Source organism: Mycobacterium sp. NGS45, from assembly GCF_059812645.1.
The window spans coordinates 160,380-177,132 of record NZ_JCALDB010000001.1; the positions used below are offsets into that span (position 1 = coordinate 160,380).

General features: G+C 69.3%; 19 protein-coding genes. 9 read left to right on the forward strand and 10 right to left on the reverse strand.

Features of this window, described 5'->3' with window-relative positions:
- Window positions 1-6: 6 nt before the first annotated feature.
- The 4 genes from AC5Y3P_RS00725 to purF all read left to right on the forward strand — a co-directional run bounded on the left by AC5Y3P_RS00725 (window position 7) and on the right by purF (window position 4,438).
- On the forward strand, window positions 7-1,737 hold the full coding sequence (locus tag AC5Y3P_RS00725) for an alpha/beta hydrolase (RefSeq protein ID WP_500043971.1): 1,731 nt from the start codon (window positions 7-9) through the stop codon (window positions 1,735-1,737).
- Window positions 1,737-2,375, forward strand: a complete 639-nt coding sequence (locus AC5Y3P_RS00730; protein ID WP_500043972.1) for an Rv0804 family intramembrane glutamic endopeptidase — start codon at window positions 1,737-1,739, stop codon at window positions 2,373-2,375. The genes AC5Y3P_RS00725 and AC5Y3P_RS00730 overlap by 1 nt, the downstream gene beginning before the upstream one ends.
- A 3-nt stretch (window positions 2,376-2,378) precedes the next feature.
- Window positions 2,379-2,771, forward strand: a complete 393-nt coding sequence (locus tag AC5Y3P_RS00735; RefSeq protein WP_500043973.1) for a sterol carrier family protein — start codon at window positions 2,379-2,381, stop codon at window positions 2,769-2,771.
- Between the two features lie 125 nt (window positions 2,772-2,896).
- A complete protein-coding gene (gene purF / locus AC5Y3P_RS00740; RefSeq protein WP_500043974.1) occupies window positions 2,897-4,438 on the forward strand; it encodes an amidophosphoribosyltransferase in 1,542 nt (513 codons plus the stop codon).
- Between the two features lie 9 nt (window positions 4,439-4,447).
- On the opposite strand, the gene AC5Y3P_RS00745 is transcribed toward purF, so the two are convergent.
- Window positions 4,448-5,536: a M48 family metallopeptidase gene (locus AC5Y3P_RS00745; RefSeq protein ID WP_500043975.1), complete on the reverse strand. Its 1,089-nt coding sequence runs from the start codon at window positions 5,534-5,536 to the stop codon at window positions 4,448-4,450.
- A 126-nt stretch (window positions 5,537-5,662) separates the two neighbouring features.
- Between AC5Y3P_RS00745 and purM the strand changes: the two genes are divergently transcribed.
- Window positions 5,663-6,748 (forward strand): phosphoribosylformylglycinamidine cyclo-ligase, encoded by a 1,086-nt coding sequence (gene purM / locus AC5Y3P_RS00750; RefSeq protein WP_500043976.1) that lies wholly within the window; start codon window positions 5,663-5,665, stop codon window positions 6,746-6,748.
- Between the two features lie 24 nt (window positions 6,749-6,772).
- On the opposite strand, the gene AC5Y3P_RS00755 is transcribed toward purM, so the two are convergent.
- Window positions 6,773-6,943: a DUF3073 domain-containing protein gene (locus AC5Y3P_RS00755; RefSeq protein WP_500043977.1), complete on the reverse strand. Its 171-nt coding sequence runs from the start codon at window positions 6,941-6,943 to the stop codon at window positions 6,773-6,775.
- A 144-nt stretch (window positions 6,944-7,087) separates the two neighbouring features.
- The gene (ygfZ, locus tag AC5Y3P_RS00760) at window positions 7,088-8,200 is read right to left on the reverse strand and encodes a CAF17-like 4Fe-4S cluster assembly/insertion protein YgfZ (RefSeq protein ID WP_500043978.1); all 1,113 of its coding nucleotides are present in this window, start codon (window positions 8,198-8,200) and stop codon (window positions 7,088-7,090) included.
- Between the two features lie 44 nt (window positions 8,201-8,244).
- Here ygfZ and AC5Y3P_RS00765 point away from each other — a divergent pair, with 44 nt between their 5' ends.
- Window positions 8,245-9,108, forward strand: coding sequence for an aminodeoxychorismate lyase (locus AC5Y3P_RS00765; RefSeq protein ID WP_500044258.1), 864 nt, complete (start codon window positions 8,245-8,247; stop codon window positions 9,106-9,108).
- A gap of 265 nt (window positions 9,109-9,373) precedes the next feature.
- Here AC5Y3P_RS00765 and AC5Y3P_RS00770 read toward each other — a convergent pair whose 3' ends face one another.
- From AC5Y3P_RS00770 to lmeA, 7 genes are all read right to left on the reverse strand, one after another.
- Window positions 9,374-9,640 (reverse strand): hypothetical protein, encoded by a 267-nt coding sequence (locus AC5Y3P_RS00770; protein ID WP_500043979.1) that lies wholly within the window; start codon window positions 9,638-9,640, stop codon window positions 9,374-9,376.
- Window positions 9,641-9,667: 27 nt separating this feature from the next.
- Complete coding sequence (locus AC5Y3P_RS00775) at window positions 9,668-10,273, reverse strand: heme-binding beta-barrel domain-containing protein (RefSeq protein WP_500044259.1); 606 nt, start codon at window positions 10,271-10,273, stop codon at window positions 9,668-9,670.
- Between the two features lie 310 nt (window positions 10,274-10,583).
- Entirely contained in the window at window positions 10,584-10,886 is a 303-nt protein-coding gene (locus AC5Y3P_RS00780; protein ID WP_500043980.1) for a DUF1416 domain-containing protein, read from the reverse strand.
- Between the two features lie 2 nt (window positions 10,887-10,888).
- Window positions 10,889-11,722: a sulfurtransferase gene (locus AC5Y3P_RS00785; protein ID WP_500043981.1), complete on the reverse strand. Its 834-nt coding sequence runs from the start codon at window positions 11,720-11,722 to the stop codon at window positions 10,889-10,891.
- 61 nt (window positions 11,723-11,783) lie between these two features.
- A complete protein-coding gene (locus tag AC5Y3P_RS00790) occupies window positions 11,784-12,254 on the reverse strand; it encodes a DUF4395 domain-containing protein (protein WP_500043982.1) in 471 nt (156 codons plus the stop codon).
- 211 nt (window positions 12,255-12,465) lie between these two features.
- Window positions 12,466-12,888 (reverse strand): thioredoxin family protein, encoded by a 423-nt coding sequence (locus tag AC5Y3P_RS00795; RefSeq protein WP_500043983.1) that lies wholly within the window; start codon window positions 12,886-12,888, stop codon window positions 12,466-12,468.
- Window positions 12,885-13,676 (reverse strand): mannan chain length control protein LmeA, encoded by a 792-nt coding sequence (lmeA, locus tag AC5Y3P_RS00800; protein ID WP_500043984.1) that lies wholly within the window; start codon window positions 13,674-13,676, stop codon window positions 12,885-12,887. Before lmeA ends, AC5Y3P_RS00795 begins: the two co-directional genes overlap by 4 nt.
- Before the next feature lie 167 nt (window positions 13,677-13,843).
- Here lmeA and AC5Y3P_RS00805 point away from each other — a divergent pair, with 167 nt between their 5' ends.
- The 3 genes from AC5Y3P_RS00805 to pstS all read left to right on the forward strand — a co-directional run bounded on the left by AC5Y3P_RS00805 (window position 13,844) and on the right by pstS (window position 16,743).
- Window positions 13,844-14,617, forward strand: coding sequence for a winged helix-turn-helix transcriptional regulator (locus AC5Y3P_RS00805; RefSeq protein ID WP_500044260.1), 774 nt, complete (start codon window positions 13,844-13,846; stop codon window positions 14,615-14,617).
- A complete protein-coding gene (mshD, locus tag AC5Y3P_RS00810) occupies window positions 14,614-15,498 on the forward strand; it encodes a mycothiol synthase (RefSeq protein WP_500043985.1) in 885 nt (294 codons plus the stop codon). The genes AC5Y3P_RS00805 and mshD overlap by 4 nt, the downstream gene beginning before the upstream one ends.
- Before the next feature lie 168 nt (window positions 15,499-15,666).
- Complete coding sequence (pstS, locus tag AC5Y3P_RS00815; protein WP_500043986.1) at window positions 15,667-16,743, forward strand: phosphate ABC transporter substrate-binding protein PstS; 1,077 nt, start codon at window positions 15,667-15,669, stop codon at window positions 16,741-16,743.
- Window positions 16,744-16,753: the final 10 nt, after the last annotated feature.

The following is a 16,753-nucleotide window of genomic DNA, read 5'->3' on the forward strand; positions in this document are numbered from 1 at the left end:
TTGCCGATGACCGCCGCCGTCGACGCCGCGCCCCGTCCGCCGCTGCTCGACTGGGCCTGGGGCCTGCTCAAGCTGGACTTCGTCGGCTTGGCGTTCAGTTCGTTGTTCTTCTGTCTGTCGCTGACCCCGTCGCTGTTGCCGCGGGACTGGGTGTTCGGCGGCCTGATCGGCGGGGTGAACGCGGCCTTCGGCTACGGTGTCGGCGTTCTGATCGGAAAGGCGTTGCGCCGCTTCGTATTGCGTGGGCGGAGTTGGTGGCCACCGACGCCGAAGGTGTTGTGGACGATCAAGGGTGCCACGGTGGCCGCCGCGATCACGGCCAGCGTGTTGATGGTGATCCCGGCCGCGGTGTGGCAGCGGCGGGTATCCGAGCAGATGGGTATCGAGGGACCGGCCACCCTCGGCTACTACCGCACCCTGCTGCTCGCGATCGCCATCGGCGGCGCGCTGATCGGTGTGTCCCGGGTGCTGCTCGACGTGGTCAGACTGCTGGCCCGGATGCTGATTCGGCGCTGGCGGCTGAGTAACGAAGTCGCGCTGTTCATCGGCACCGCGGTCATGGTGGTGCTGCTCATCACGCTGATCAACGGGGTGCTGTTCCGCGGCTTCCTGCTCGGCGCCAGCCAGGTGTTCCAGCCGCAGAACGCCACCACCCGCGACGGTGTGGTGCAACCCGTCGCACCGGAAAGATCAGGCAGCCCGGAGTCTTTCGCGCCGTGGGAGACCCTGGGATTTCAGGGCCGCAACTTCGTCGGGACCGGGCCCAGCGCCGAGGAACTGACCCGGATCAACGGTGCGCCGGCCAAGGAACCGATCCGGGTCTATGCCGGTTTGCAGACCGCCGACGACGATGAATCCCGAATGGCGGTGCTGCTCAGCGAGTTGCAGCGCACCCATGCCTTCGAACGCAAGGCCTTGATCATCGTCCCGACCACCGGCACCGGCTGGGTCAACCCGGTGGCGGCGCGGGCAGTGGAGTTGATGTACAACGGCGACACCGCCATGGTTGCGCTGCAGTATTCGTATCTGCCCAGCTGGATTTCGTTCATGGGTGATGAACAGAAGTCGATGGACGCCGGTCGGATGCTGATCGACGCCGTACACGACAGATGGCAACAGCAGCCCCCGGAGCGACGGCCCAAACTGCTGCTCTACGGCGAAAGCCTGGGCGCATTGGCCGGCCAGGCGGCGTTCGGCTACCTCCCCGACATCAGCCGGATGGGGTTCGACGGCGTGCTGTGGGTAGGGCCGCCGGCGGCCAGCACGTTGTGGCGCGCGCTGATCGAACGCCGCGACCCGGGCAGCACCGAGGTGGCGCCGCGCTACGACGACGGTCGCACGGTCCGGTTTTCCCAAGGTGGGGACCCCGACCAGATTGCCCGTGACATTGCCGGTCCGTGGCAGGGCACCCGGGTGCTGTACCTGCAGCATGCGTCCGACCCGATCGTCTGGTGGTCACCGGATCTGATGTTCTCCCAACCGGATTGGCTGGTCGAACCGCCGGGCCGGGGCCGCGCCGCCGCCATGCGCTGGTATCCGTTCGTGACGTTCTCCCAGGTGGGCGCCGACATCTTCCACGCTGCTTCGATGCCTGACGGGCACGGCCACAACTACGGTAAGGCGGTGCTGGACGGCTGGGCAGCGGTGGCGCCGCCGGACGGCTGGACTCCGGCGGACACCGAGCGAATTCGGGTGGCGCTCAACGAGACTGCGGGCAAAGACGGGCCGGCGAACTGATGGGGCTGCGGGTACGAGCGCTGCTGCTGGCGGCCGGATTGGTGGGCTGGAGCACCACTGCGGACCTGCAGGTGCCGGGCCGGCGCCATCCGTTGCTGCTGGCCGTGCTGGGTAGCGCAGTGGCCGCCGCGCTGCGCACCGACCTGGGTCTGCGCGGCCCAGCGGCGCGTTCCGGCCTGCGCACCGGCTTGCTCAGCGCGTCGGCGGTCGCCGCGACGGTGGGTGCCGGTGCGGCCCTGACCCCGGTGCGTTCGGCGATGCTGGCGCGCCCGCTGCCGGATGCCGGCTGGCGCTGGATCGGCTACGAGATCCCGCTGGGCACGGTGTGGGCCGAGGAGATGACCTACCGCGGCGCGCTGGCCCCGCTGGCAGCCGCCGCCTTCGGGCCGGCGCGCGGCCGACTGGTGCAGGCCGCTGCGTTCGGGCTGTCGCACGTCGTCGACGCCCGGGCGGCCGGGCAGTCGGTGCCGGCCACCGTGTTGGTGACCGGCGCGGCCGGGTGGGTTTTCGGCTGGCTGGCCGAGCGCACCGGCAGCGTGCTGGCACCGGTGCTGGCGCACCTGGCGATCAACGAAGCCGGCGCGGTGGCGGCGCTGGCCGTCCAGCGGCGGTTGGCCACCGGCGTCTGGAGGCCGTGAACGATGTCCGCCCGCCGCGCGGCCGACCCGGCCGAAACCCGCGCCGCGGTCGCCGCGGTGTGGGACTGGCTGCGCGCCGAGCAGCCGGACGGCGCACCGGCGCGCGCCGAGCTGGCCCGAGCCGTGCGGTTGACTGCCCGCACCCTGGCCCAGCTGGCACCGGGTGGCGCGGTCGAAGTGCGCATCCCCCCGTTCGTGGCCGTGCAGTGCATCGCCGGGCCCCGACACACCCGCGGCACGCCGCCCAACGTCGTCGAAACCGACCCGCGCACCTGGCTGCAGTTGGCCACCGGCCTGCGCTCGGTGCCAAACGCCGCGGCCGACGGTGCGCTGCGGCTGTCCGGGGCCCGAGCCGCTGAGATCAGCCAGTGGTTGCCCGTGGTCAGCGGAAGGTGATGTGAGTTTGACCACCGCGAAAGTGCGTGGCCTGCGGAAAACGCTGCAGTCCGCTCTTTACTGACCGGCCGGTAACCGTAGACTGAACCCGTCACCCACCCCGCCGCAGGGAGCAGCCCGCAGACGTGACCGAGCAAACTAACGAACTCGACAACGAGCCGCGTGAAGAATGCGGCGTATTCGGAGTGTGGGCGCCCGGCGAGGAAGTCGCCAAGCTCACCTACTACGGCCTGTACGCGTTGCAGCACCGCGGACAGGAAGCCGCCGGCATCGCCGTCGCCGACGGCAGCCAGGTGCTGGTGTTCAAGGACCTGGGCCTGGTCAGCCAGGTGTTCGACGAACAGACCCTGGCCGCCATGCACGGCCACGTCGCCGTCGGGCACTGCCGCTACTCCACCACCGGCTCCACCACCTGGGAGAACGCTCAGCCGGTGTTCCGCAACACCGCGGCCGGCACCGGCGTGGCACTCGGCCACAACGGCAACCTGGTCAACACCACCGAGCTGGCGGCCCGGGCCCGCGAGGCCGGGCTGATCGACATGCGCGGCGCTCCGGCGGCCACCACCGACTCCGACATCCTGGGCGCGCTGTTGGCGCACGGCGCGGCCGACTCCAGCCTGGAGCAGGCCGCCCTGGAACTGCTGCCCACGGTGCGCGGCGCGTTCTGCCTGACCTTCATGGACGAGAACACCCTGTATGCCGCGCGGGACCCGCACGGCGTGCGCCCGCTGTCGCTGGGCCGACTGGACCGCGGCTGGGTGGTGGCCTCGGAAACCGCGGCGCTGGACATCGTCGGCGCCTCCTTCGTCCGCGACATCGAACCCGGCGAGCTGTTGGCCATCGACGCCGACGGGGTGCGCTCCACCCGATTCGCCAACCCCACCCCCAAGGGGTGTGTGTTCGAGTACGTCTACCTGGCCCGGCCGGACAGCACGCTGGTGGGCCGTTCGGTGCACGCCACCCGGGTGGACATCGGCCGACGCCTGGCCCGCGAGGAGCCGATCGACGCCGACCTGGTGATCGGCGTCCCGGAGTCCGGCACCCCGGCCGCGGTCGGCTACGCGCAGGAATCCGGCATCCCGTTCGGCCAGGGCCTGATGAAGAACGCCTACGTGGGCCGCACCTTCATCCAGCCCTCGCAGACCATCCGCCAGCTGGGCATCCGACTCAAGCTCAACCCGCTGCGCGAAATGATCCGGGGCAAGCGCTTGATCGTGGTCGACGACTCGATCGTGCGGGGCAACACCCAGCGCGCGCTGATCCGGATGCTGCGTGAATCCGGCGCCGTCGAGGTGCATGTGCGGATCGCGTCGCCGCCGGTGAAGTGGCCGTGCTTCTACGGCATCGACTTCGCCTCACCGGCCGAGCTGATCGCCAACGCGGCCAACACCGGCTCGGCCGACGAGATGCTCGAAGCGGTCCGGCACGCAATCGGCGCCGACACCTTGGGTTACATCTCGCGGGACGGCATGATCGCCGCCACCGAGCAACCCGCATCGCGGCTGTGCAGCGCATGCTTCGACGGCAACTACCCGATCGAACTGCCCAGCGAAAGCGCGCTCGGCAAGAACGTCATCGAGCACATGCTGGCCAGCGCGGCGCGCACCGAGAACCCGCCGCTGGCGCAGGTCGACAACGACAACGCCTCGGCGCTGCGCCGCCCCTGAGCCGCTCGGCTAGTCCGCCGCGTCGGAGGAACGGGCCCGCGCGTTGTTCCGCCACTCGGTGACCTTGCGTCCGACCGTATCGGCGGCATTGGTGGCAGCCTGACCGACCCCGTCGACGAAGCCGCCCAGGCCGTCCCGGATCCCGCGGATCAGCGGATCCTGCGAGGAGTCGAAACCGTCCCGGTAATGGCGGGCAGCGGCGGAGACATCATCGCGCCAGCTCCCGGCGTCGTCGTCGCCTCGGCGCGGATAGTTGCCGGCCAACACCGCGCCGTAGCCGCCGGAATCCACCCACTTGGTCAGCGCGTCGGCGCGCAACGCCGAGAACGGATGCGATTGCAGCTCCAGGTTGAGCAACTTGAGCACACCGTCGCGCAGGTCCCCGGCGCGTTCGTAGTCCCGGGCCTGGGCCAGGAACGCCTGGCTGTCGAGTTTGTCCAGGTGCGCGCCGGCGGCCGTCTTGAGCTGGACCCGGATCCCGACGTCGAGGTCTTGGGCGCACAACAACCCGGCCCGGTCGCCGGACAGTTCGGATTTGCGCTGCCACTCCAGCAGGGCCGCCACGATTGCGCGCAACGCCCATCCGCCGATCGGCATGAAGCCCAGCGACGACGCCAACCGGGTCAGGTGCATCAGCATGGTGCGGTAGACCGCGTGCCCGGACAGCGCATGCCCGAGTTCGTGGCCCAGCACGAACCGCAGCTCGTCATGGTCCATCAGGTCGTACAGCGACGAGCTGATCACGATGAACGGTTCATCCATCCCGATCGTGTACGCATTGGGAAACGGGGACTGCATGACGAACAACTCCGGGCGGCGCGGCGCAGCCAAGATCTCCGCGCACTCGTCGAGCAGTCCGTCCAGATCGGCGAACTGGCGCGGACCCACCCGGGCCGCGCTGCTCAGGTACAGCAGCCGGTACTGGCGCTCGCGCATCAGCCCGGAGATCACCTTGAGCAGCTGATCGAAACCTCGCAGCTGACGCAGCGCGGTCAACGCGGTGCGATCGGCAGGATGCTCCCAGGCCCGGGAGCTGATCTCCGGGAACCGTCGTCGGCCACCCGCACCGGGCAGCATGGGTAAGGCGGAGTCGGTCATGAGTCGAGCCTATGCGGCGGGCTGGGCGCGCACGGCACCAAACGCGGCGGCGCCGGGTGGCGCAGAACCCGAGCGGATACCCAGGCCGTGGGCAGCCGTCGGGCGCGACCGGTAGATTGACCCACGATGACGGATTGCGCCAAAGACCCCGACGTTTCGCAGAGCATCTCCTACGCGACGGCGGGAGTCGATATCGAAGCCGGCGACCGCGCCGTCGAACTGTTCAAGCCACTGGCAGCCCGTGCCACCCGCCCCGAGGTGCGGGGCGGGTTGGGTGGCTTCGCGGGACTGTTCGCACTGCGCAGCGGGTACCGCGAACCGCTGCTGGCCGCCTCCAGTGACGGCGTCGGGACCAAACTGGCGGTTGCCCAGGCGATGGACAAGCACGACACCATCGGTATCGACCTGGTGGCGATGGTGGTCGACGACCTGGTGGTGTGCGGGGCCGAGCCGCTGTTCCTGCAGGACTACATCGCCGTCGGCCAGGTGGTGCCGGAGCGGGTGGCGGCCATCGTGGCCGGCATCGCCGAGGGCTGCGTGCAGGCCGGCGCGGCGCTGCTCGGTGGTGAGACCGCCGAGCATCCGGGCCTGATGGCCCCGGATCATTACGACGTGTCGGCCACCGGGGTGGGCGTGGTCGAAGCCGACGACGTGCTGGGGCCCGAGCGGGTGCGTCCCGGTGACGTGGTCATCGCGATGGGTTCCTCGGGTCTGCACTCCAACGGCTACTCGCTGGCCCGCAAGGTGCTGCTGGAGATCGACCGGATGAACCTGGCCGGGCACGTCGAGGAGTTCGGCCGCACCCTGGGTGAGGAACTGCTCGAACCCACCCGGATCTACGCCAAGGACTGCCTGGCGTTGGCTGCCGAAGCCCAGGTGCGGACGTTCTGCCACGTCACCGGCGGTGGACTGGCCGGCAACCTGGCCCGGGTGATCCCGCCCGGTCTGGTCGCCGAACTGGATCGGGGCACCTGGACGCCGGCTCCGGTGTTCGGTCTGATCGCTCAGCGCGGACGCATCGAGCGGGCCGAGATGGAGAAGACGTTCAACATGGGCGTCGGGATGGCTGCCGTCGTCGCGCCGGAGGACACCGACCGCGCCTTGGCCATCCTGACTGCCCGGCACATCGAATGCTGGACCTTGGGCACGGTCAACAAGGGAGGTAAGGACACCTCACGTGCCACGTTGGTCGGACAGCATCCCAGGTTCTAGCGGGCCTGGGACCGAACTGGCGGTTTAGGGCCGCCACTCGCTTTCGTCGGCCCAGCGGTCATCGAGGTCGTCGTGGTTTCCGTTCGACGTACCCGACAGCTCTTGCTGAAGCCGCTCGAAGTCGGTTTGTGGGGAGCTGTACTTAAGCTCTCGAGCAACCTTGGTCTGCTTTGCCTTAGCCCGGCCGCGGCCCATGGGGGAACCCCCTCGCGCAATAACGGAGCGGCCCGATATCAGGCGGCTCCGATCTGTGTGTGTGTTTATTGTCCTGCCGGACAGCTTACCGTGCCGCGCCGCGAAGTGCTGCCAGCCCCGGCCATGAGCAGCATCACCGGCAGGTCAACGACCATTCGCGGTGGTTCGCCGGCTGGCGTTGAGGCGGTCGATGGCCTGCCTACCGGCGCCTGCGACGTCGGCCTCGGGCAGTGAATCGGCGTCGATCACCGCCGCGATACCGGGGTCGGTTCCGATGGTCAGCGCGGTGTCGGCGGGCAGTCCGCGTTTGAGCAGTGCCAGCGCGACCGGACCGAGGTCGACGTGTTCGACCACGGTGCCGACGCGGCCCACTGCGCGGCCGCCGGCCAGCACGGCGTCCCCGGGAGCGGGCCGGTCGGCGCCGCCGTCGAGGTGCAGCAGCGCCAGCATGCGCGGGGGCCGGCCCAGGTTGTGCACCCGGGCGACGGTTTCCTGACCCCGGTAGCAGCCCTTGTCCAGGTGCACCGCACCCTGGCCGGGTCCGCCGATCCAGTTCAGTTCGTGCGGGATGGCGCGCTCGTCGGTGTCCACGCCCAGCCGCGGCCGCAGCGCGGCCACCCGGTGCGCCTCGAACGCCCACACCCCGGCGGGCCGGGCGCCGGCAGCCACCAGGCGTTCACGCCACCCGGGTAACTCGGAGCTGGGCAGCACCAGATCCAGCTCCGGGACCGTCGGTACCGCACTCGGCATCCGGCGCAGGAAACCGCCGCCGGGCAGCGCAACGGCGGTCATCTCGGCCGGCAGTTCGTCGACCGCGAGCGCGGCGCGCATCGGCGGTGTGTCCAGCGCGGGGCCGATCAGCGACAGCACGGCGAAGTCGGCGCGTGCGGGTTGGGCGTCGGCCCAGAACACCATCTTGGTCAGATAGGCGAGCAGCGGTTCGGTGCGCCACGGCTCGGTGTCCAGGTAGGTCAGACCGCCCAGCTCGGTCTGGATCCAGTGCTCCTCGACCCGGCCCTGCCCGTCCAGGATCAGGTTCTCGGTGCAGGCGCCGTCGGGCAGCTCGGCGACGTGCTGACTGGTGATGCTGTGCAACCAGCTCTGCCGTTCGGCGCCGCCGATGGTGAGTACGCCGCGATGGGATCGATCGATCAGTACCGCGTGGTCGGTCGCGGAGCGTTGCTCGCCGAGTGGGTCGCCGTAGTGCCATACGGCACCGGCGTCGGGGCCTGGGTCGGGTGCGGGGACGGCTGACACGACTCAACTCTACGGTCCGGCCACTACGCTTGGGCTCCATGGCTGTGCTGGTCACGCTCGACGGAGTCGTCCACGACCCGGACACCCCGCTGCTGATGGCCGACGACTTGGCAGCGGTACGCGGCGACGGGATCTTCGAGACGCTGCTGGTCCGGGACGGCGCAGCGTGCCTGCCGGAGGCGCACCTGGCCCGGCTGGCGCACTCGGCGAATCTGATGGGGCTACCCGCCCCGGATCTGGCGGCGTGGCGCTCGGCGATCGGTGTCGCGGCCCGCGAGTGGGCGGCTTCGACCGACGACGAGGGCGCGCTGCGGCTGGTGTACAGCCGCGGCCGGGAGAGCGGTTCGGCGCCCACGGCGTTCCTGATGGTCAGCCCGCTGCCGGCCCGGGTGGCGGCCGCCCGCCGCGACGGGATCGCCGCGGTGACGTTGCCGCGCGGACTGCCGCTGGACGCCGGCGACACCATGCCGTGGCTGCTGGCCGGCGCCAAGACGCTCTCGTACGCGATGAACATGGCCGCGTTGCGGCATGCCGAGACGGTGGGTGCTGACGACGTGGTCTTCGTCAGCACCGACGGCCATCTGCTGGAGGGGCCGCGGTCCACGGTGGTGATCGCAAGCACCGAACCCGACGGCACCCGCTGCCTGCTGACCCCGCCGCCGTGGTATCCGATCCTGCGCGGCACCACCCAGCGTGCGCTGTTCGAGGTCGCCCGCGACAAGGGCTACGACTGCGACTACCGCGCCCTCAAGCCTGCGGACTTGCTTACTGCACAAGGAGTTTGGTTGATCTCCTCGATCACGCTGGCGGCCCGGGTGCGCAACTTGGACGGTCGGCCGTTGCCGACCCCGGACTTCGCGGCCGAGTTCGCCGAGCTGGTCGACATCGCCGTCAGCGGCGCGCGCTGAGCGGGAGAAAAACCTGTTGTCGGCAGCCGGGTGGCCGGGTACGGTCGGCCGTACACAGGAAGGGAGGTGGTCCGAGAAGTGATTGACTTATGGACATGTGAGGTGGCTGCGCGCTAGCTGCAGCAGGCGAGGAATCACCTGCACGCGCCGGCGAATTCCACGCAGCTACCCGGCCCCCGAGCCCCCGGTTTCGTCCGACCTGGAACAACGGCTCGGGGGCCGCTCCATGTCTGGGGGACGTGCGGTCGTGCCTGGTCGGTGTGGCTCAGGGGGTGGCGGCCGGCCCGGGTGCCACCGAGGCGCAGGCCCGCATCGCCTCGGCCCAGACGGCCTGGTCCACGTCGGCCGGCGGGCCGACCGGCGAGGCCGACGACTCGCTGACCCCGTGCTCTTCGAGGCAGTGTGCGAACGCACCGTGCTCGACCGGCGCCGAGGACTCGGCCGGGGGATTCTCGGTGGACCCGCAACCGGCCAGCGCCACGGCGCAGAGCGCCGCGGCCACCGTCGTCGTCGCGGAACGCAACTTGATCAACACGCCTCCGGGGGATCGGTTCGGCACTCAGCCGACGTAGCGGGACAGTCGGGCAGACAGGTGCGGGACCAGGCCCCCGTCGGGATCGACCCGTTCTTCGACGTAGCCGAGGTCGCCGCCTTCGACGATGCCGTACAGCCGCTTGGCGCCGCCGACCAGCACACCGGACTTGCTCCGGGCCAGTGCGTCGGTGACCAGTTCCCAGGACGACTGGGTCAGCGGCCGGCCGTAGAAGAGTTCGACGTATCCGGTGGAATGCGCCAGCAGCAGTTCGATGGCCTGGCCTTCGGACGGGTCGGCCGGGTCGCTGACGAACCGCCAGAACCCGGTTTCGCGCAGGCCATGCGAGGCCACTGCGCCGTCGTCGGTCAACCGCCAGGAGCGGGCTTCCCAGTTCAGGTAGTCGCTGCCGTCGTGCGAGACCACGATCTGCTGACCGAATCGGTAGTCGCCGTTCGGTCCGCGGCCCTCACCCTCACCGCGCCAGACGCCGACCAGGGGCAGCAAGGCCAACAGCGCGTCGTGCAGATCGGCGCCCTGACGCAGGTTGGCGGTGTCGGGCAACGGCAGATCGTCGAAGCCCGGGACGTTGAGTTCCGCGGTGGTCTTGGCCCGCTCGGCGGCGGTGGCCATGGCGCGATCACCGGAACCGCGCTCGATGCCCGCGGACGGAGTGCCTGCACCGGAGTCGGGCGCAGGGCCGGAATCCGGGTGGGCGTCGCTCACGACTCGTCGGTGACCAGGCGATACAGCGCGTAGAGCGCGAACCAGGTGATCACGACGACCGCGGCGACCAGGAGGAATTCGAAGAACAAAACCACGGGTCGAGTCTAGTTCCTGCCTCGGGGCGGTACCTCATCGGATGCCGTTGCGGGCGTGCGGGAAATCTCACTTTTTCGGTTCGGTCAGCGAGATGACCCGCACACCCGCGCGGGAACAGCGATCAGGCGACCTTGATGTCGACCTCGTGGACGCCGGCACCGGTCGGGGCCACCACGGCGTCGCCGTTGCCGACCTTGGACAGCGCGCGCACCCGCCACGTGCCGGGCGCGGCGAAGAAACGGAAGTCACCGGTCGCCGAGGCCACCACCTCGGCGGTGAACTCCTCAGAGCTGTCCAGCAGCCGTACGAACGCGCCGCCGACGGTCTGGCCGGTGCCGTCGACGACGCGACCGGTGATCACGGTCTCCTTCTCCAGGTCGACGCCGGCCGGCACGGCCTGTCCTTGCGTGGGTGCAGAGCACATAATCAACTTCCCAACTCGATCGGGGCCCCCACCAGGGAGCCGTATTCGGTCCAACTGCCGTCGTAGTTCTTCACGTTGCTGTGTCCGAGCAGCTCCTGCAGCACGAACCAGGTGTGCGAGGAGCGTTCCCCGATCCGGCAGTACGCGATGGTCTCCTTCGTGCCGTCCAGACCTGCGTCGGCGTACAGCTTGGCCAGTTCCTCGTCGGACTTGAAGGTGCCGTCCTCGTTGGCGGCCTTGCTCCACGGCACGTTGATCGCGGTGGGTACGTGGCCGGGACGCTGGCTCTGTTCCTGCGGCAGGTGTGCGGGGGCCAGGATCTTGCCGGAGAACTCGTCGGGGGAGCGCACGTCGACCAGGTTCTTGGTGCCGATCGCGGCGATCACCTCGTCGCGGAAGGCGCGGATCGAGTTGTCCGGGTCCTGGGCGGTGTAGCTGGTCGGGGCGCGCTGGGTGGTGTCGGTGGTCAGGGCGCGGTCGTCGAGCTCCCACTTCTTGCGGCCGCCGTCGAGCAGCTTGACGTCTTGGTGGCCGTAGAGCTTGAAGTACCAGTACGCGTAGGCGGCGAACCAGTTGTTGTTGCCGCCGTAGAGCACGACGGTGTCGTCGTTGCCGATGCCGCGCTCGGAGAGCAGCTTGGAGAACCGCTGGGCGTCGACGAAGTCGCGCTTGACCGGGTCCTGCAGATCGGTCTTCCAGTCCAGCCGCACCGCACCGGGGAGGTGTCCGGTGTCGTAGGCGCTGGTGTCCTCGTCGACCTCGACGAAGACGATGTTCGGTGCGTCGAGATTGCTCTCGGCCCAGTCTGCGGAGACCAGGACATCGGCACGAGCCATAGCGGGTCCTTTCGGGATGATTCGGGTTTGTGGATGTGATTTTCGGGTCGGTGCAAAAGCCCTACGGCGCGGCTTCGGCCGGGGCGCGGCGCAGCCAGGCCACCAACGGAAAGAGCTGGCAACCCAGGCACAGGCCGAAGGCCGCGTTCAGGAATGCCGCGAACAGGGCGAATGCGGCCGCAGTCACGCCGAGGTGGGCGATTCCGAGTGCGAAACCGGCGACGCCGGCCACCGCGAAGATCAGGCCGACCAGTTGCGCGAACTGCAGTGGCGCGGCCGGTTCCCGCTCGGTGACCGGGCTCAGCCGTGGCGCGATGAACCGGGCGAAGAACCGGCCGTACGGATGCTGACGCGGACCGCGCCAGGCTCCGATGGCGAAGATCACGGCCTGGACGGCCAGCAGTGCCGCGGCGGCGCTGGTGCCGACCGCCGACAGCAGCAGCACGCCGACCAGCACGGCGGTGGTCACCCATGCGGCGAACCGCGGGCCGCGAACGTCGACCAGCGTGGGGTCTGAGGTTTTGGTTGGCACGGAAAGTCTCCTGTTGTGGTCTGGGGCTGGACAGGAACAGACCACGACTGGGACTGCTCCCAAGTGCGGCGTGGCGACCACGCGGCGGCTCAGCAGCTATGACAACAACAGCAACAGCCCGCGAAACAGCGCAGATCGACTGCGCGGAGGGTGGTGAGCGAAAGCTCGACGCGGACTGGCACGTCGGACATGCTACCCAATGTCGCGCTGCTCAGGCCAACAGAGGCTCCAGCGCCGAGCGCAGGTCAGCGACGGTGGGCACGCCGGTGGCGCGGTAGCGCGGATGGCCCTGGGCGTCGAACACCAGCGTGGTCGGCAGGGACAGCACCGACAACCGCCGGGCCGCTTCGGGATTGGCGTCCATGTCCACCTCGACATGCGCGACCTGCGGCAGCTGCTCACAGACCTGGTCGACCACCCGCCGCACGGCAGCGCACGGCCCGCACCAGGAAGCGGTGAAGTGCAGGATCGTCGGCCCGGTTTCGGACAGCCCGAGGTCCAGATCGGACAGGTCGACGTTGGCCGCGGCTTCGGCGGCCCGCAGCATCCCGGACCGCAACGTGACCAGCCGGCCGGCCAGGTACGCCAGCGCCAGCACCACGATCACGATCAGGATCACGACTTCGATGCTCATGATCGTTTGAACCCGGTCATCGCGATGGTTACTCCCTCGGTGATGCCCTCGATGATCACGTCGGAGCCGCGCGCCCCCTGGCTGGTGGGGGTGACCCCGAAGGGCAGCCGTTGATCGGGCAGTTCGGCGCGGAAGGCGTCGAGCACCGCGGCCTCGAACTCGGCGGGCACCTGCTGATCGGCGGTGTTCGGGCCAGTGAGCACCCCGGTCGGGGTGAACACCAGCGTGGTGTCGTCGTCGATCGACAGGTCCACCGCGACGCTGACCTTGCGGTCGAAACCGGCCGCGTGCGGTGTGCCGGTGAACACCAGGCCGTGGCTGTCGGAGATGCCGGACTCGGTGGTGCCGCCGGTGGCGTCGTTGGTTTCCCGCGGCGGCGCCTCGACCATCAGGTCCTTGATGTCGAAGAACCGGCCGAGGTGCGCGGAGTCGATGATGATGCGGCTTTCCAGTTTGCGCACCGCCAACTCGGAATCGGGACTGACCAGCCACGACGAGTCGGGCAGCTGGACGCTGTGGATGGTGGCCTCCAGGGCCGCGCGGCCCACGTGTGGATGGTCCACCCCGACGGCCTTGATCTCCACCTCGTCGTACTGGTGGGCGCGGGCCTGGGTGATGAACGGGAAACCCAATATCGCCACCGAAGGATCCCAGTTCAGTTGCGCGGCGCTACGCACCGAGCGCGCCCAGCGGTACTCGGCGTAGATCGCGGCGCCGAAGTCCACGCCGATCGCCACCAGCAGGACGGTCAACACCGACGCAGTAGTGCCGATCAGCAGTTTGCGCACGCCGTCATTGTGTCCTACCGGGTGCCTGCACCGGTTCACGCGGCGCCGGATTCGGGCCCAAATGGCGATCACAACGCGGCTGATCTGCATCCGGAGCGCTATCGTTAGAGCACCCTGGTCGGTAACGACGATGTGTCGGCCACGAAACCGGTCGTTCACTGGAGGGCCTGTTGGATCTTCTGCTACTCACCGTCGACCCACAACCTGAGGCCGTTCTTCCGGCCCTGTCGCTGTTGGCACACAACGTGCGGACCGCGCCGACGGAGGTGTCCTCGTTGCTCGAGGCCGGCTCGGCCGACGTCGCCATCGTCGATGCCCGTACCGATCTGGCCGCCGCGCGGGGACTGTGCCGGCTGCTCGGGTCCACCGGCACCTCGGTGCCGGTGGTGGCCGTGGTCAACGAGGGCGGTCTGGTGGCCGTCAACGTGGAATGGGGCCTGGATGAGATCTTGCTGCCCGGTACCGGGCCGGCCGAGATCGACGCGCGGCTGCGGCTGCTGGTCGGCCGCAGCGGTGGCGCGGCCAATCAGGAGAACGCAGGCAAGATCACCCTGGGTGAACTGGTGATCGACGAAGGTACCTACACCGCGCGGTTGCGGGGCCGGCCGCTGGACCTGACCTACAAGGAATTCGAACTGCTCAAGTACCTGGCGCAGCACGCCGGTCGGGTGTTCACCCGGGCCCAGCTGCTGCAGGAGGTGTGGGGTTATGACTTCTTCGGCGGCACCCGCACGGTGGACGTGCACGTGCGCCGGTTGCGGGCCAAGCTCGGTCCTGAGTACGAGTCGCTGATCGGGACCGTGCGCAACGTCGGCTACAAGGCGGTGCGGCCCGCGCGCGGACGCACGCCGGCACCGGACGACGACGCCGACGACGTCGACGACGGAGCCGATCCGAGAGTTCTCGCCGACGAGTTCGCCGACCCGGCACCGACGCAGTGAGACAGTTGGTCTGGCGCACCCGGCTGTCCGCCGAGGAGCAGCAGCCAGTACGTGAAATCATCGCGGCCGCAACTGAATTCGATGGTGTGGCACCCGTCGGCGAGCAGGTGCTGCGGGAGTTGGGTCAAGACCGGACCGAGCACCTGCTGGCCCTCGACGAGGGCACGGTGCGCGGCTATCTGAACCTGAGCGCCCAGATGTCCGAACTCGTGGTGGAGCCCGACGCCCGCCGCCAGGGACTGGGCTCGGCGTTGATCCGGGCCGCGGTGCAACGTTCCCAGGGACGCAGCCGGTTCTGGGCGCACGGCACCCTGGCCGCCGCGCGCGCGACGGCGACCGCGCTGGAACTGACCGAGGTGCGCGCGCTGCTGCAGATGCGCCGGCCGCTGGCCGGGCTGCCGACCTCGGAAACGCCCGACGGTGTCCGGTTGCGCAGCTATGCCGGTCCCGACGACGACACCGAACTGCTGCGGGTCAACAAAGTGGCCTTCGCCTGGCACCCGGAGCAGGGTGGCTTGACCGCGGCCGACCTCGCCGAGCGGCGCGCCGAGGAATGGTTCGATCCGGCGGGTCTGTTCCTGGCCTTCGATCAGACCACCGATCGGCTGCTCGGGTTCCACTGGACCAAGGTGCACCCCGACCAGCCCGGGCTCGGCGAGGTGTACGTGGTGGGGGTGGACCCGGACGCCCAGGGCCGCGGCCTGGGCCGGTGGCTGACCCTGGTGGGACTCGAGCATTTGGCCCGGGTGCTGGCCTCGGCCGAGGATCCCACCGTGCTGCTCTACGTCGAGTCCGACAACACCGCCGCGGTGCGCACCTACCAGACGCTCGGTTTCGGGGTGCACGCGGTGGACACCGCGTTTGCCGCGGTTTGGGCCTGAAACCGGGCGTTCACCGTTCTGTTCACCCTGCGTTCACCTTCCACTGGGTTGCCGTCCACAACGGCCGCATACGTTTTGCCCGGAACCCGGGCAGATCAGCCCAATCCCAGCCACAGCACAGGAAGCGGATTCGTGAAGCGCAACTTTCGACGTTCTGTTCTCACCGCCATGTCGACGACGGCGATCGTCGGGCTCACGCTGACCGCGTGCGGCACCGACCAGAACGTGCCCAGTGGCCCCGCGGTGGACGCCTCCGGCGACGTGGATTGCAGCGGCAAGAACGACGTCACCGCAGAGGGCTCGACCGCCCAGCAGAACGCGGTCGCGATGTTCAACCAGGTCTGGGGCCAGCTGTGCCCGGGCAAGAACCTGTCCTACAACCCGACCGGTTCGGGCGCCGGCCGCGAGCAGTTCATCGCCAAGAACGTCGACTTCGCCGGTTCGGACTCGCCGCTGTCCGGTGATCAGGTCGCGGCCGCAGCGGCGCGTTGCGGCGACAACCCGGCGTGGAACCTGCCGCTGGTGTTCGGCCCGGTCGCGATGGCCTACAACCTCGACGGTGTGGACACCCTGGTGGTCAGCGGGGACGTGCTGGCCAAGGTCTTCTCCGGCCAGATCACCAAGTGGAACGACCCGGCGATCGCCGCACTCAACGAGGGCACCGAGCTGCCCGAGCAGGACATCGCCCCGATCTACCGGTCGGACTCCTCGGGCACCACCGACAACTTCCAGAAGTACCTGGCCACCGCCGCGCCGCAGACCTGGACCAAGGGTGCCGGCAGCGAGTTCCAGGGCGGCGTCGGTGAGGGTGCGCAGAAGTCGGCCGGCGTGGTCCAGGCCGTGCAGTCCACCCCCGGTTCGATCGGCTACGTCGAGAAGGGCTTCGCCGACCAGGGCGGATTGCCGTTTGCGCAGATCGACACCGGCAACGGTCCGGTCGAGTTGACCGACGAAACCGCGGGCAAGGCCATCGACGAAGCGACCTTCGCATCCGAGGGCCACGACCTGGTGCTCGACCTGGACTCGCTGTACGGCACCACCGAACCGGGTGCCTACCCGCTGGTGCTGGCCACCTACAACATCGTTTGCTCGGCCGGGTACGACGCCGACACCGCGGCTGCGGTGAAGTCCTTCCTGAACGTGGCGGCCCACCAGGGCCAGACCGGACTGGCCCAGGCCGGATACGCCCCGCTGCCGGAGAAGTTCAAGGAACGGTTGTCCAGCGCCATCGACGCCATCCAGTAATTGCGTTAGC